At 53.8% G+C, this 15,840-nt stretch carries 13 protein-coding genes and 1 pseudogene; 11 read left to right on the forward strand and 3 right to left on the reverse strand.

Annotated features, from left to right (window positions below; genetic code table 11):
- The 3 genes from BM485_01290 (at position 1) to BM485_01300 (ending at position 4,313) form a co-directional block, all read left to right on the forward strand.
- Positions 1–1,599, forward strand: a complete 1,599-nt coding sequence (locus BM485_01290) for a microcin ABC transporter ATP-binding protein (protein OKY76733.1) — start codon at positions 1–3, stop codon at positions 1,597–1,599.
- Between the two features lie 87 nt (positions 1,600–1,686).
- Complete coding sequence (locus BM485_01295) at positions 1,687–2,544, forward strand: hypothetical protein (protein OKY76734.1); 858 nt, start codon at positions 1,687–1,689, stop codon at positions 2,542–2,544.
- 20 nt (positions 2,545–2,564) lie between these two features.
- Complete coding sequence (locus BM485_01300; GenBank protein OKY76735.1) at positions 2,565–4,313, forward strand: NAD-dependent malic enzyme; 1,749 nt, start codon at positions 2,565–2,567, stop codon at positions 4,311–4,313.
- 21 nt (positions 4,314–4,334) lie between these two features.
- Here the strand turns inward: BM485_01300 and BM485_01305 are convergent, their stop codons facing one another.
- Positions 4,335–4,841, reverse strand: coding sequence for a hypothetical protein (locus tag BM485_01305; protein ID OKY76736.1), 507 nt, complete (start codon positions 4,839–4,841; stop codon positions 4,335–4,337).
- A gap of 27 nt (positions 4,842–4,868) precedes the next feature.
- On the reverse strand, positions 4,869–7,007 hold the full coding sequence (locus BM485_01310) for a hypothetical protein (GenBank protein OKY76737.1): 2,139 nt from the start codon (positions 7,005–7,007) through the stop codon (positions 4,869–4,871).
- Between the two features lie 366 nt (positions 7,008–7,373).
- Between BM485_01310 and BM485_01315 the strand changes: the two genes are divergently transcribed.
- Together BM485_01315 and BM485_01320 are read left to right on the forward strand one after the other, a co-directional pair.
- Entirely contained in the window at positions 7,374–7,697 is a 324-nt protein-coding gene (locus BM485_01315; GenBank protein OKY76738.1) for a hypothetical protein, read from the forward strand.
- A 93-nt stretch (positions 7,698–7,790) separates the two neighbouring features.
- A complete protein-coding gene (locus tag BM485_01320) occupies positions 7,791–9,779 on the forward strand; it encodes a hypothetical protein (GenBank protein ID OKY76739.1) in 1,989 nt (662 codons plus the stop codon).
- A 65-nt stretch (positions 9,780–9,844) separates the two neighbouring features.
- On the opposite strand, the gene BM485_01325 is transcribed toward BM485_01320, so the two are convergent.
- Positions 9,845–10,885: a lysine 2,3-aminomutase gene (locus BM485_01325; protein ID OKY76740.1), complete on the reverse strand. Its 1,041-nt coding sequence runs from the start codon at positions 10,883–10,885 to the stop codon at positions 9,845–9,847.
- Between the two features lie 78 nt (positions 10,886–10,963).
- Here BM485_01325 and BM485_01330 point away from each other — a divergent pair, with 78 nt between their 5' ends.
- The 6 genes and pseudogenes from BM485_01330 to BM485_01355 all read left to right on the forward strand — a co-directional run bounded on the left by BM485_01330 (position 10,964) and on the right by BM485_01355 (position 15,713).
- Positions 10,964–11,917, forward strand: a complete 954-nt coding sequence (locus BM485_01330) for a radical SAM protein (protein OKY76741.1) — start codon at positions 10,964–10,966, stop codon at positions 11,915–11,917.
- Positions 11,918–12,317: 400 nt separating this feature from the next.
- Positions 12,318–12,548, forward strand: a complete 231-nt coding sequence (locus tag BM485_01335; protein OKY76742.1) for an addiction module antitoxin RelB — start codon at positions 12,318–12,320, stop codon at positions 12,546–12,548.
- Complete coding sequence (locus BM485_01340) at positions 12,545–12,868, forward strand: hypothetical protein (GenBank protein ID OKY76743.1); 324 nt, start codon at positions 12,545–12,547, stop codon at positions 12,866–12,868. Before BM485_01335 ends, BM485_01340 begins: the two co-directional genes overlap by 4 nt.
- A 272-nt stretch (positions 12,869–13,140) precedes the next feature.
- Positions 13,141–13,836 (forward strand): transposase, encoded by a 696-nt coding sequence (locus BM485_01345; GenBank protein OKY76744.1) that lies wholly within the window; start codon positions 13,141–13,143, stop codon positions 13,834–13,836.
- 306 nt (positions 13,837–14,142) lie between these two features.
- Positions 14,143–14,217: pseudogene (locus BM485_01350) on the forward strand (hypothetical protein).
- A gap of 800 nt (positions 14,218–15,017) precedes the next feature.
- Entirely contained in the window at positions 15,018–15,713 is a 696-nt protein-coding gene (locus BM485_01355; protein ID OKY76745.1) for a transposase, read from the forward strand.
- The last annotated feature ends 127 nt before the right edge of the window (positions 15,714–15,840 follow it).

Genomic DNA, 15,840 nt, shown 5'->3' on the forward strand with positions numbered 1-15,840 from the left:
ATGAACGGCACACTGCTCGACATACAACATCTCAATGGCGGATTTCATACCGCGGACGGACATGAAGATGTCCTGCGTGATGTGTCCCTGTCAATTGCGCCGGGAAAAACCGCGGCGCTCGTCGGCGAGTCCGGCTCCGGAAAATCGGTAACCGCGCTTTCCATCCTCCAGCTTCTTGAACGGGAGGCCTTCAGCTGCAGCGGCCGCATACTCTTCGAGGGGCGGAATCTGCTCGGACTGCCGGAGGAAAAACTGCGGACAATACGCGGCAATGACATTGCCATGATCTTCCAGGAGCCCATGACCTCGCTCAATCCGGTCTACACCATCGGCGATCAGCTTATGGAACCGCTCACCATCCATCAGAACCTCTCGGTTGAGGAGGCGCGGCAAAAAGCGGTGCAGCTGCTCGGTAAAACCGGCATTCCCGACCCGGAAAAAAGGATGGAGAGCTTCCCGCACCAGCTTTCCGGCGGTCAACGCCAGCGGGTGATGATCGCCATGGCCCTGGCCTGCCGTCCCAAACTGCTTATTGCCGACGAACCGACCACGGCCCTTGACGTGACCATTCAGGCCCAGATTCTCGCCCTGCTGCAAAATTTACAAAAGGAAATGGGCATGGCCATCCTGCTCATCACTCACGATCTGCACATGGTGAACAAGGTGGCGGATTATGTTTATATCATGCATGAAGGCCACATTGTTGAACATGGACCCACCAACGCAATCTTCTCCTCGCCGCGCGATCCCTATACCCAAAAGCTGCTGAGCAGCGTGCCGAAGGGCGATCCTCTTTTCCGGGAAAATGCCCCGCCGCTCCTGACAATCACCAATCTCTGCTGCAGCTTCTCCATCAAAAAAGGTTTTTTCAGACGCACGGTCGGCGAAATCAAGGCGGTTGACAATGTCAGTCTCATCATCCGCAAGGGATCGACGTTTGCCGTGGTCGGCGAGTCCGGTTCCGGCAAGACCACCCTTGGTCTCGCCATTCTCAGGCTGGTCCACGGCACGGGAACGATTCTCTTCCAGGGTGACGATATTCTCCGAAAAAAAAGCGGAGAAATGCAGACCTTGCGCAGCCGGCTGCAGATCGTTTTCCAGGACCCCTTTTCTTCCCTTTCCCCGCGTTTCACCGTTTTTCAGATCATTGAAGAGGGACTGAAGGTGCACAAGATCGGCGGCACGAAAGAAAAAAGGCGGGAAATCGTTGAATCCGTGCTGCACGAAGTCGGTCTGACCGCCGAAATAGCCGACCGCTACCCCCACGAATTTTCCGGCGGACAACGCCAGAGAATCGCCATTGCCCGCGCCATTGCCCTGAAGCCGACGTTCATTGTGCTTGACGAGCCAACCAGCGCGCTTGATATGACCATCCAGGCGCAGATCATCGATCTGCTCCGTGAATTACAGAAAAAATACGCCATCACCTATCTCTTTATCTCCCATGACCTGCGGGTGGTCAAGGCCCTGGCCGAGGAGGTGGCGGTGATGAAGGACGGCAAGATTGTCGAAAGCGGCCCCTCAGCCCGCATCTTCGCCGATCCGGCCCATCCGTATACGCAAAAACTGTTCGGCGCGGCTTTTGACCTCAAGGCCTAAATAACGCTTGTTATTCATTTTCTTTTTCCAGTATCATGACTGGTAAAATTACTCATTTTTTTCAACCCCGATAATGAAGGATCAACGATGAACAAAACATTTACCCTTGTTGCCTCCCTGCTGTTTGTCAGCTTCTTTTTCACCTGTCCCGCCATGGCGGCCCAGAACCCCTGGGAAATGAAGCTGCCCTTCCAAGAGGCAACCATCGACTACACCCTCACCGGTTCGGAAAACGGCACGGAAACGCTTTATATCCGGGATTACGGCAAGGAGCGCGCCAGATACCGCAAGACAACCACCAAGGTCATGTTTGTCACCACAGACACCAATGAGGCCGAGATTACCACCCCGGACTGGATTTACACCATTGACCTGAATGCAAAAAGCGGAACAAAAACGACCAATCCCGTTAAATTCATGGTCGAGGAATACAACCGGCTGTCAAGCAATGAACAGCAGATGGTCGATAAGAACGCCGAGGAAATAGGCATGTCCGCCCTCCAGGGCATGCAGGGGTCCGTGCAGCAGAATGCCGGAGAAATCCTGGGATATAACTGCGACCTGGTCACGGTTGCCGGCACCACCAGCTATTCCATCCACGGCACGGATATCCCACTGAAATCGGATGTCAACCTGATGGGCATGCAATTTTCCTCCGCCGCCACCGCCATCAACAAAGGGCCGGTGAACGGGGATGTCTTTACCCCGCCCGCCGGTGTCGCCGTCGAACATGATGTGCAGGCTGACGAAGCTGCCCGCGCCATGGCAAAATCAACCATCGACACCCTGAAATCCCCGGATGCCAAAGAGAAAATGCAGCAGCAGGCCGCCTCGATGGGAGCGGCGCGACAGGATGCGGGTACGCCGCCGGCAGGCCAGGGCGGCACAAACGATCAGGATGTGCGGAAGGCGATGGATGCAATCAAGGGCCTCTTCGGCAATTAACAAAAAACAGGGTTGAAATTATGACGGAAGACATGTACGCATTCAAGTATGGCGAATACGGCAATACCGAATCAATTATCGTCAAAAAAACCGGGCTTGCGCTCCAGTATTTCAACCACATCAACAAAGGAACGGCCTTTACCGAAGATGAACGCAAACGTCTCGGCCTTGACGGCGCTTTTCCGCCCTCTCCCCGTCCCCTTGCACTGCAGGTGGTCAACAGCGCGGAAAAGGTGCGAAACAAGGAAAACGACATTGAGCGCTACATTTACATTCGCGCCCTGTACGACCGCAACACCACCCTGGCCCACGCCCTGATTCAAAGCGACATCGAAAAACTGATGGGCATCATCTACACCCCCACCGTGGGACTCGCCTGTCAGCGTTATTCCTCCATTTTCCGCACCGCCAACGGCATCCATTTTTACCCCGGCAACATCGACCGGGCCGAGGAAATCCTGCGCAGCTACGTGCACCTGGGAATCAGGGTGGCGGTGGTCACCGACAACCAGGGAATCCTGGGCATCGGCGACCAGGGAGCGGGCGGCATTGCCATCTGCCTGGGCAAACTGATGCTTTATACCCAGGGGGCGGGAATTGCCCCTTGGCACTGTCTGCCGGTTTCCCTTGATGTGGGCACCAACAACAAGGCCCTGCTGGAAGATGAATACTATCTCGGCTGGCGTCATTCCAGGCTCTCCGGCGACGAGTATGTCAGATTCGTCCAGCGCTTTGCCAAGGCGTTCCGGGCCGTCTTTCCCAACGCCCTCTGCCAGTGGGAGGATTTTTCCAAGCAGAACGCCTTTGCCATTCGCGACGCCTACCTGCATGACCTGATTTCCTTTAATGACGATATCCAGGGCACGGGTGCGGTAACATTGGCCGGCATCCTGACCGCCATGCGAATTAAAAAAGAAAAGCTGGAGGATCAGGTCTATCTCATCCATGGTGCCGGTGCAGGCGGGGTGGGCATTGCCGAACAGATTGAAACCGCGTTGCGGGAAAAAGGCTTAAGCCCCCAGGAAGCCCGGCGCCGGATCTTTACCCTGGACAGCCGCGGACTGGTGACGACAACACGCAACCTTGAACCCTATAAGGAAAAATTCGCCAAGGATCCGGCCGGACTCCCCTGGTATCAACAGGACGGGGACGGCTCCCTGGTCAATGTGGTGAAAAACGAAAAGGTGACGGTTTTAATCGGCACCTCCGGTCAGGGTGGTTGTTTTACCGAAGATGTGATAAAGGCGTCTCTCGGCAATACGTCACGACCGGTCATCCTGCCGCTCAGCAATCCCACCTCCATGACCGAGGCCCTGCCCGAGGACATTTACCGATGGACGGATGGCCGGGCGCTGGTCGCCACCGGCAGCCCCTTCCCGCCGGTAACCCATAACGGCCGGACATACAGGGTCGCGCAGTGCAACAACGTTTTTGTCTTTCCCGGCGTCGGACTCGGCATCATTGCTTCCGGGGCCAAGGAGGTGTTGCCCTCCTTTTTCACCGCCGCGGCTCATGCGGTTTCCCGCTGCGTCACCGATGAGGCCATGGAACGGGGTGAACTGCTGCCGCCGGTGGCAACCCTGCGAGAGGTCAGCCAAAAGGTGGCCCAGGCCGTGGGCCTGACGGCAATCACCGCCAATGTGGGTCGTCTTTGCGCCTTCAGCGACTTCCAGCATGACAATGACCCAAAGCGGCTGGCCGCCCTGATTGCCGGCATGCGCTGGGATCCCGAGTACCTGCCCATCGAGGTGAGGCACTTTTCACTTTAGCGCACTTCAGGCACTTCCCTGTCACTCCTTGCCGTGACGGCGGAGAAAGGGCACCCTGTCAATTTCCGGCAGGTGGGAGCTGCCGACCGCCGTGATCAACCAGAACCGCTCCGGTGTTTTCTTGATCTGCGCCATCAATGATTCCGACACCCAGTGGGAATCATCAATCAAATTATAAAAGGCGGAGTCAACCCCGAAAAAACCGTCCAGCATGTGGGCCACGGAGTGGACGATCTTGCTGAGATACCCTTGCGGCATGGCGTTCCAGCGGCCCATATCACCAAAACCTTCCTCCTCGAGTTCACCGAGCAGTTTGGCAAGCAAACTTTTATTGCCGGCAATTGCCTTGGCAAGCATTCCGGCAAACCCCGCATCCACCCCGGCACGGGCTTGCCCTTCGTCCACCGTCACCTGTTCATAGCGGATCAGTACCGTGGCGGCAAAAAAATGGTTCACCTTGTTTATGGCCGCTCGCAGATCAGGCCCATCGACCAGAAAATAATGGGTATTGATGAAATCGGAATCCATTGTCTCCTCATTTTTTTACGAGACCGGTTACAGCGCCTCATTTTTCGGCCGATACACAATCAAGAGAGGCCGGTGAATCGATCGGGCCACGGTTTCAGCCAGAGAACCAAAAAAGAGCCTCTGCAAAACGTTTTTGCGCAATGTGCCCATGATCACCAGGTCATGTTTTTCCGCTTCCTTGAAAATGGTTTCCTGGCGGGCCTCTGTTTTTTCCACCTGGAAACGCATTTGCGCGCTGATGTCAAGACGCCTCATCCATCTTTTTATCTCTTCTTTTTTTACGACGGCCTTATCATCGGATTCATCCGCCGAAAGCAGATACAGGATGGTGATCTGATGACTGCCGACACGGGAAAAGGCATGGACAATCGCTTCAACATCGGCGAGTTCATCCATGCTTCTGACCGGGACGAGAATCTTCTCCGTATGCAGTTCGCCGTAAAACCTTACCACCACAACCGGGCAGGCAACATTGCCCGCCACTTTTTCAAGAATTTCATGAAATCCCTGGGCGGTTCCCTCCAAGGGATAACCGAGCACCACCGCCTTTGCCCGGTTGTACTCGACCGCGGCCACCAAACCGGAAGCGACACTTTTGTCAGGGATCAGTTCGGTGACGAGTTCATAGCCGAGGCTTTTGGCCTCCTCTTTTTCGTCGCGAAACAGATTTTCAACAGCAGCCGCGTGCGCCACTTTATTTCGATCAGGCCCCACAACCCGCACCGCCAAGGGTATTGCATGATAATGATGGGCGAGTATTGTCGCGATCCGCGCCAAACCACATACGGTCAAGGGGTGAGAGGCGCCGAAGGCGACAACGCCGTCAGGCGCGGGATGGGGTTGCAGCTTTTCCCAGCTCCAGGGCACCAGGGAAACATCGGCATAGGGTCGCGGATCTTTCCCGTTCCGCTTGGTTTTCCCCCCTGTCGTTTGTTTCCGGTCCAGCCTGGAGGCTGGGACTTCACCGGCCTGCTGCGCGGCAAACCTGGCACAGAGAGGACCGGTGAGCTCGGAGAGCATGACGCCGACCAGCACCACCGGGGCGACAATCTGGGAAAAAACCGCAAGCTTCGGCTCGCTGCCGATCAGTATCACCAGACCGATGGCGACCTCGGCCTGGGGCACCAGCGCCAGGCCGAGATATTTTCGCACCGCGACCGGCGCTTTGGCAAGCAATGCCCCGCTGTATGCCCCGCTGTATTTGCCCATGACCCTGAAGGTGTAATAAACAAGTCCCAGCCAGCCGGCCTTACCGATCGCGGTGAAATCGAGATGGGTGCCGGCCAGGGTAAAAAAAAGCACATAGATGGGTGGTTCAAAGGCATTAAGCGCCCGGAACAGCCGGACATCGCGGGTCACACGGTTGATGACCGCAAAACCGGCCGCCATGCCCGCCAGCAAGGGGGAAAAATGAAAATAACGGCACAGCTCGCCGCCGAGCAGCAGCAGGGCCAGCCCGGCGGTCAGCATCTCGCCCTGCCGCCGCAGGTAACGAGACACAAACGATATCAAAAGCCCGGTGACGACCCCGGTCAGCAACGACATCCCGACTTCGTACAGGCCACCCAGCAAGGGGCCGGCCAGCCAGCCGCCGCCGTCGCCGATCAACTGCCCGGCAAGGGACGTGGCCATGCCGAAAAAGACAATTGCCAATCCGTTATCAATGGCGATGACCGCCATCAGGGTGGAGGTCAATGGCCCTTTCGCCTTGATGTCCCGCATGACATGCAGGGTGGTGGCAGGGGCCGTTGCCACGGAAACGGAACCGAGGAGAAGGGCCATGACGAGATAATCAAGGGGCTGCTGAAAGTGGGAATTGATACCGAAAAACCGGGCAGCGGCATAGGAACCGCAGCTGACCAGGAGAAAAGCCCCCATGGCCTCAAAGCAACCGATCAGGGTAATACTTCTGGCCGCGGCCAGAACACGTTTCAGCTCGATCTGTTCGCCGATGCCGAAGGCGATCAGCATCAACGCGATCCGGGTGAAATGATCGAGCTGCCGGCCGAGGCTTTCCGCCGTCACCAGGCCGAATCCGCCCGGACCGAGAAGAAAGCCGGCCAGGATGTAGCCGGTGACGGAAGGCAGTTTGAGCAGCTGTCCCGCCTTGGCAACGAACATTCCCGTTGCCAGTAAAACAGCCAATCCAAGGGTAACTTCCTGCATGAAACAGCGCTCCGCGTATTTGCAAAATTTGTAACTACTCAGGTGTTGAGGCTATAGACTGAAGACTGTCGGGCTGTCTGTACTGCATACGTTCATATTTTGTGACGTCTTTCCTTCAGCCTACAGCCTTTCGCCTATCTACCTGAATAGTTACCCAAATTATATAAAAATCAGCCTGCTTTTATTGTAATGGCAAAAAGACGATTTCACCACCCAAGAATGTTTTCCGACAAACTTCTTCTTGAATGAATCAAAAACCATGTGATAAAATTTTCGTGACACGTTCATCCAATTCCCCTCTTTCCGATTCGTAAGGATTGCCGCCGATGATCGACTTCATGCAACGGATTAAGGGAGGAAACAGTTATGCGGAAAATATTCAGCAACATTATCCCGGCCCTTGTCGGGATCGTTTTTTGCGGGGCCCCCGTTTTCGGGGCAACGGATTACAGCGCGATGTCCACCGAGGAACTGGCGCAGATGAGAGGAACCATGCGAGAGGCTCCGGCCGAGGAACGCGAGGCATTCCACCGCGAGTGGCAACAAAGATTCATGAATATGACGGCTGAAGAGCAGCGGAAATACGGTGGTCCGCCGGAAAATGCCCCACGGGACGGCTCCGGGGACGGATATGGTCGAGGCGGACAGGGAATGGGACCCGGCTCCGGCATGGGGGGAGGCAGAAGGTAAAAAAAGGATGGCTGTTTTTTTTGACAACACTACCACAATGTACTAAAAATTTAATAATACATACTGTTCCCAATTTCTTTCCAAGGAGGCCCCATGCGATTCGGACTGCGTTTCAAGGTAATGGTTATCCCCCTGCTCCTCATGACTCTTTCCACAGTTTTCCTGATCAGCGTCTCCCTGTGGGTAGAGAATCACCTCTGGTCGAAAAAAATCGAAGAACTGTCGCAGAGCCAGGCCCGGCTTGCCAAGAAAAGTCTTGCCGCCATCGAGCAGCAGGCCATCACCATCGCGGCCCTGGTATCGGAACTTCCCGGGGTGGATGAAGCGTATCAACTGGCCAAAAGCGGCCAGGAAGGCGAAGGCCGCACCCTGCTCCGCAAAAGCACGGATCCGATGCATCACAAGGTCACCGAGGTGCTCGGCGTCAAGAAATTCAAAATCCATTTCCACCTGCCGCCGGCCAGAAGCCTCCTCCGCATCTGGGAGGAACCGGGCAAAAAAGACGGTGGAGATGATATTTCCAGTTTCCGCCCCAGCATCCTGAAGGTCAATGAGGAAAAAAAGCCGCTGTCCGCCATCGAGGTAGGACGCGGCGGTTTTGAGGTGCGGGGCATCGTCCCGGTTACCGGGCCCTCGGGCGAGCATCTGGGCTCCGTCGAGACCCTGCTTGAACTCAATAAGGTTTTCGAGACGGCCCATGTTCTTGAATCGGACAACATGGCGGTCTACATGGACATCAAGGAACTTGAAATCGCCAGGGATTTCAAGGACAAACAGCTGCCGGAAACCGCCGGGTTCGTCCGCATTTATTCTTCAAAAAGTGAGGAAACCGATCCCTATGTCACGGCCGATTTCCTGCGGGAAACCGCATCCGGCCAAGCTGCGGCGGAAAAAGACGGACGTCTGCTCACGGCAATCCCTTTGCTTGATTTTTCCGGAGACATCAAAGGCGCGCTGGTCTTTGTCAGGGATGCCAGCGAAGAATTATCCTTCATCAAAAAACTGGAATGGTTTCTCATTATCGGCGGCGCCTCCCTGCTCGTCCTTGTCTGCCTCTTTCTTTACCTGTCAAGTTCGACAATCGTCAAAGGACTTTCCTCGGCCATGAGCCGTCTTGAAGAGAGCAGCAGAAACGTCACTTACTCCTCCAATGAAATCAACGAGTCAAGCCAGGCGGTTGCCTCCGGCGCCTCCGAACAGGCCGCGGCCCTGGAAGAGACATCCGCCTCCATGGAAGAAACAACCTCCATGATCAAGGCCACGGCCGCCAACTCCAACGAGGCGGACAATTTGATGAAACAGACGGCGGAAATCACCGAGCGGGCGAAAAAATCAATGGAAGAACTCATCGTCTCCATGGGAGAAATTTCCCGGGCAAGCGAGGAGACCTCGAAAATCATCAAGACCATCGATGAAATCGCCTTTCAAACCAACCTTCTCGCCCTCAATGCCGCTGTCGAGGCTGCCCGCGCCGGTGCCGCGGGCAGCGGTTTTGCCGTGGTGGCCGACGAAGTGAGAAGTCTTGCCATGCGGGCAACCGAAGCGGCCCGCAACACCGCAACCCTCATCGAATCCACCGTGGAAAAAGTAAAACGAGGCGAGATCATCGCCGGCAGTTCCAATGAGACGTTCAACGAAGTTGCCACCGCCAGCCGGAAAATCGGTGAACTGATCAACGAGATATCCATCGCCTCCCGCGAGCAGGCCCAGGGTGTCGACCAGATCAACAAAACAATCTCGGAAATGGAATCCGTCACCCAGAATAACGCGGCTTCCGCGGAGCAGTCCGCCGCCGCCTCCGAAGAACTGAAAGCGCAGGCTTTCCACATGCAGGAAATAGTCCTTGCCCTGCAAGGGATTCTGGAAGGCAAAAGCGACGGCAAAGCCGAGGCTGCCGGAAAAAACAAGGGGGGAGCCCCCCCGAAAACAATGAAAAAGAAGGCGGCTGCCGCTGCCGCACCCGGCCAGGCCAGACTGCCTCACCCCGAATCATCATTGCGGGGCACGGGGAAAGCGGCAAAGCAAAAACGGTCCCCGGAAGAGGTCATTCCTTTGGACGATGATAATTTCCAGGAATTTTAGGGGCCGTGGCCGCGCAAACCGTTTCTTTTTTCCGGCGCTGCCCGGATCAAACGGCAACGCCCTGCTTACCCGGCGTTCTCATAGAAGCAGGTTTTGCCGCAGTAATTGACGAACTCGAGCCGACTGCCGACTTTTGTCACATAGTCGGGTGAAAGAGGGATCTTGCCGCCGCCCCCCGGCGCATCAAGGGCAAAGGTGGGCACGGCAAGTCCCGAGGTGTGGCCGATCAGCGCACGCATGATTTTCATGCCATCGCTGATCGGCGTGCGAAAATGATTGGTGCCGCGGGTCATGTCGCCCTGAAACAGATAGTAGGGGCGAACCCTGATCATCAAAAGCCCCTGCATCAAATCCCGCATGGTTTGCGGATCATCGTTGACCCCGCGCAACAGCACGGTCTGGCAGCTCAGCGGAATGCCCGCGTCCGCCAAGCGCCCGCAAGCCCCGGCAGCTTCCGGGGTGATTTCCCGCGGATGATTGAAATGAGTGTTGATATACAGCGGATGGAATTTGCGCAAAAGCTTTACCAGCTTTCCCGTCACCCGCATGGGCAGGGTGCAGGGTACCCGGCTGCCGATGCGGATAATCTGTACCGAGGGAATACTCCTTACAGCGGTGAGAATCTCGTCCAGCAGTTCATCTGCCAGCAGCAGCGGATCGCCGCCGGAAACCAGCACATCCCTGATTTCCGGATGCTTCCGTATATAATCGATACCCGCCCTCACCGTCTCCCGGGAAATAACCATTCTCTCCGTCCCCACCTTGCGTTTGCGGGTGCAGAAACGGCAGTACATGGCACACTGGGAGCTGACGAGAAAAAGAACCCGGTCAGGATACTTGTGGATCAGGTTGGGCACCGGACTGAGATTTTCCTCGTCAAGCGGATCGTCAAAACAGACATGGTCTTCCAGTTCAAGACCCGAGGGCACCGCCTGTTTCCAGATCGGGTCGTCTTTGGCCTCAATCAGCCCGAAATAATACGGGTTGATCCGCATGGGATAAATCTCGGCGGTGCGGGCTATTTCCTCTGCGTCCGGCGATAAGTGAGCCGGGATGTCTTTTGCCCTGATAATGCTTTTTTTTAGAATGTTTTGCCAGCCTTGCATGGACAGACCTGAAGGATTCCTGTTAAAATATGTGAATGAAACAGACTGCTACACTATCATTTTTGACGGCAGGGCGAAATGGCAAAAAACAAAAAAAAGGCCGCGTATCTTACGCTTTATGAGTCAGGGGAGCTTGAGCGGAGAATATCCCGGCTAACGGCAGTTCTCGATGAATGCAGGCTTTGCCCCCGTCAGTGCCGGGTAAACCGGACAGCGGGAGAAACCGGTTTCTGCCGCACCGGCAAAAAGGCCATGGTCGCCAGCTACCACCCCCATTTCGGCGAGGAATCCTGCCTGGTGGGCGTCAGCGGTTCCGGCACCATTTTTTTCAGCAATTGCAATCTGGGCTGTGTTTTTTGTCAAAATGACACCATCAGCCACCAGGGGGAAGGCGTTGAAGTTGACAGCGGCCAGCTCGCGGCCATCATGATAAGCCTGCAGAAACAGGGATGTCATAATATCAATCTGGTCACCCCGAGCCATGTGGTTCCCCAGATCACGGCAGCGCTGCCCATTGCCGTACAAAAGGGACTGACCCTGCCGCTGGTTTACAACAGCAGCGGCTATGACGGGCTTGCAACACTCGGCCTGCTTGACGGCATCATCGATATCTACATGCCGGATTTCAAATTCTGGGATGCCAGTTCCGCCAAACGTTATGCCAATGCACCGGATTACCCGGAAGCGGCACGATCAGCGCTGACCGAAATGCACCGCCAGGTCGGTGATCTGGTCATGGATGACAACGGCATTGCCGAAAGAGGGCTTCTGGTTCGCCATCTGGTGATGCCCGGCGGCCTGCAGGAAACAAAAGAGATCATGGCATTTCTCGCCTCCCTCTCCCCCGCCACCTATGTCAATGTCATGGAACAATATCGCCCGCAATACAAGGCCCATGAATTTCCCCCCATCGACCGACCGCTGGATCACGGGGATTACCAAAAGGCCCTGCAGCTTGCCAAGCAGGCCGGCCTGCAAAGGCTGGAACAAAGCGGCCTGCTGTTGCTGTTGAAAAAAATGGCCCTGACCTGATCGGATTTTTCCATTTCGTTGTATGGAATGAAACATGAGATGTCGCAAGCGACACCTGGGCAGGAATAGTCTTTCGTTCTGGGAAGCCTTCCAGATCTTGACCTTCCCATTTCACATCTCTATTATATTGTTTAGTAATTCAAAAAATATGCGTCATATTTTCTTTGCAAAGTATTGCACCTAATAGAATAATGGCATTGTTGGGTTTGGAAGTATTGACTTTTATGTGCGGATAAAAGCCAAAAGCGGGCTTGACCACTTTTTTCAGTTTTCTTTTGCCGACCTCAATGCTGGTATGCATTTTTCATTTATCGCCAACACCACAAATATGGCTATTGATAGAACGAATTCCGTCCAGCTAATAACTTGTTCGGCCAAACAGAGAAAGGAGAATATGCATATGTCCACGAGACTAACTGAAGCAATGGCGGTGGCCATGGAACTGACCCTTGAAGAACGAGCCCAGCTTGCGGGAAAACTCTTGATGAGTCTGGATGAACCTTCTGAATCGGAAATCGAACGGCTTTGGCTCGAGGAGGCTGAACGCCGGATCGAGGAATTCCGGTCCGGAAAAGTTAAGGGCATTCCCGCGGACGAGGTGTTTCGCCGCGCTATTGCGGACATCTCATGAACACGGAGTTCCTTCCTGAGGCCGACGCGGAGTTTCGTGAGGCAGTTCGGTACTATGAGGAAGAGGCTCCTGGCGTCGGCATGGCCTTTATCGCAGAGGTTCACAGGGCGATCTCGTTAATCGTTCAGAACCCCGACGCGGCCGTTGCAGTCGTCAGTGGCATCAGGAGGAAGGTTCTCCATCATTTCCCTTACAACGTCATGTACTCCGTGGAAGCCGCATTGGTCGTGATCGTGGCGGTGGCTCACCAGAAGAGACGCCCGAGATACTGGCGAGGCAGAGTCAAGAAGCTGAAGGAACGAAGAGGCCAAATAGGGTAGCCGGGGGATTCTCTTCCCCAGCCCCCACACCACCTAGCAAGCGCATGCGCAAAGGCGTGAACCTTTTCGTGTATGTCCCCTTTTCGTGGTGATATCTACTTGGTGGTCCGAAACAATGTATACCGTATTTCCAGATGGCGAAATTGATGACCAAGATATGGAGCAACTGAAAGAGCTTCTTGATGTCCTGGACCATCAATTGGATAAAAAATGGATAAAAAAGGGACAGATTTATTTTTGACATTCCTTTCGGCGGATGGTAAGTTTTTTTTATGCCACGTCGAGCCCGAATAGTTCTACCAAACTGTCCGCACCACATCATTCAGCGCGGTCACAACCGACAGGTGGTGTTTGCTGGAGATGCTGATTACCTGTATTACCTTGATAATCTCCGGGAATGGAAAATCGAGTTGGGATGTAAAGTTTACGCCTACTGCCTGATGACCAACCATGTCCATCTCGTTATCGATCCGGGAGATCAAGCTGAAAATCTGGGTCTGCTCATGAAACGGGTAGCTGGCCGCCAGACCCGCTATGTCAACAAGATGGAGAAACGGAGCGGTTCGCTCTGGGAAGGCCGTTTCAAATCAAGCCCGATCAATGCAAATGAATATCTGCTTGCCTGCTGCAGGTACGTGGAGTTGAATCCAGTACGTGCGGGTATGGTTGAAGACCCTTCTCAATATGCCTGGTCAAGTTGTCCTGCAAAGACCGGCATCAAAGAACAGTCATGGCTCGATCTCGATCTTTTCTATCTGGGCCTTGCTGATACTGCAAATGAAAGGGCTGAGAAGTACGCAAAATGGCTTTGTGGGACCGTTCCAGATGGGGAATGGAAATTGATCCGTGAGGCGACTCAACGGGGACAATTGACGGCGAACAGCAAGTTTGAAAAAGAAATTTCACGAAAATTGGGTCGCCGAATTGAATTGCGCGGCCCAGGACGGCCCAAGAAGAATAAAAAATAAATCTGTCCCCTTTTCGCTTTATTTCACATCTCAATTATATTGTTTAGTAATTCAAAAAATACGCGTCATATTTTCCTTGCTAAGTATTGCACCTAATAGAATAATGGCATTGTTGGGTTTGGAAGTATTGACTTTTATGTACGGATAAAAGCCAAAAGCGGGATTGACCACTTTTTTCAGTTTTCTTTTGCCGACTTCAAATACCGGTATGCATTTTGCTTTTATCGCTAACACCACAAATATGGCTATTGATAGAACGAATTCCGTCCAGTTAATAACTTGTTATGGCAGTAAACGGAGATCGTTGTGAGCAAGCCTGGCAGAAATGATTCTTGCCCCTGTGGTAGTGGTAAAAAATACAAGCGGTGCTGCATAGACAAAAAGCCACGCGAGCGCTCCGTAATGATTGGGTCTTCCGAGCCCCTTCGCGGTGTCTACTACGACAAAGAAAAAATGGAGTTTACCGGAATAACCCATGACAATCGTTTGATCAAGCCTGTCGTGACTTATTCGCAAACGCACTACGAAAGTGAGTCGGGAAAAGAAAGGGTCATCACTCGCATCCATGACAAGGTTGTGGACGGCGAACCTGATATCCTCCGGCACCTGTCTTCCACTTTTGACGTCATTGTAGCCATGGACACAAATACAAAAGAAATTGCGGGCGAGAGAATATCGGCATGTGGCATCGTTCACTGCATTCTGCAGCGTCTTCCTGATGCCGAGCGTGAAGGCTACTATGCGAGCTTTCCTTGGCAGAACACGCTCTTGTTTAGAAACTCCTCAGTCGTTCCCGATTTGGCCATGTTGCCCAACAAGCGCAAAGGACTAACAGCCGGTTTCGAGTTTTACCAGTGGCCCACCAGGGCCGATAGTGCCTCGTTGCCGCTTTCAGTGGCCAAACTGGCTGGATTATAGCCGATTTTGCTGTTTTTAGACAACACCGCTCCATTGCAGCTGCGGGCTAGCCCCGGCAAGCTTTCTGATCTTTGACAAACTATCCCCCCGGCCAGCCGCCGGCGACAGTTACTCCAGTTGCTGCAACTTGCCGCCCCGACCGACAACGGATAAAACGGATAAAAAGGGGACAGATTTATTTTTGACATTCCTTTTTCAGCGGAGGATAAAAAAGGGACAGATTTATTTTTGACATTCCTTTCGGCGGATGGTAAGTTTTTTTTATGCCACGTCGAGCCCGAATAGTTCTACCAAACTGTCCGCACCACATCATTCAGCGCGGTCACAACCGACAGGTGGTGTTTGCTGGAGATGCTGATTACCTGTATTACCTTGATAATCTCCGGGAATGGAAAATCGAGTTGGGATGTAAAGTTTACGCCTACTGCCTGATGACCAACCATGTCCATCTCGTTATCGATCCGGGAGATCAAGCTGAAAATCTGGGTCTGCTCATGAAACGGGTAGCTGGCCGCCAGACCCGCTATGTCAACAAGATGGAGAAACGGAGCGGTTCGCTCTGGGAAGGCCGTTTCAAATCAAGCCCGATCAATGCAAATGAATATCTGCTTGCCTGCTGCAGGTACGTGGAGTTGAATCCAGTACGTGCGGGTATGGTTGAAGACCCTTCTCAATATGCCTGGTCAAGTTGTCCTGCAAAGACCGGCATCAAAGAACAGTCATGGCTCGATCTCGATCTTTTCTATCTGGGCCTTGCTGATACTGCAAATGAAAGGGCTGAGAAGTACGCAAAATGGCTTTGTGGGACCGTTCCAGATGGGGAATGGAAATTGATCCGTGAGGCGACTCAACGGGGACAATTGACGGCGAACAGCAAGTTTGAAAAAGAAATTTCACGAAAATTGGGTCGCCGAATTGAATTGCGCGGTCCAGGAAGGCCCAAGAAGAATAAAATATAAATCTGTCCCCTTTTCGTGAAGTTTAATATTTCTTATAACCACTGCTTTCACTGCGACGGCAAAAAGTTGCCGCGCGTGAAGCTGGCGTTAGGCAATCAAAATGAACCAATCAGAAAGTTGTGTTGCT

Source organism: Desulfobulbaceae bacterium DB1, assembly GCA_001914235.1.
In the GTDB taxonomy this organism is placed as follows: domain Bacteria; phylum Desulfobacterota; class Desulfobulbia; order Desulfobulbales; family SURF-16; genus DB1.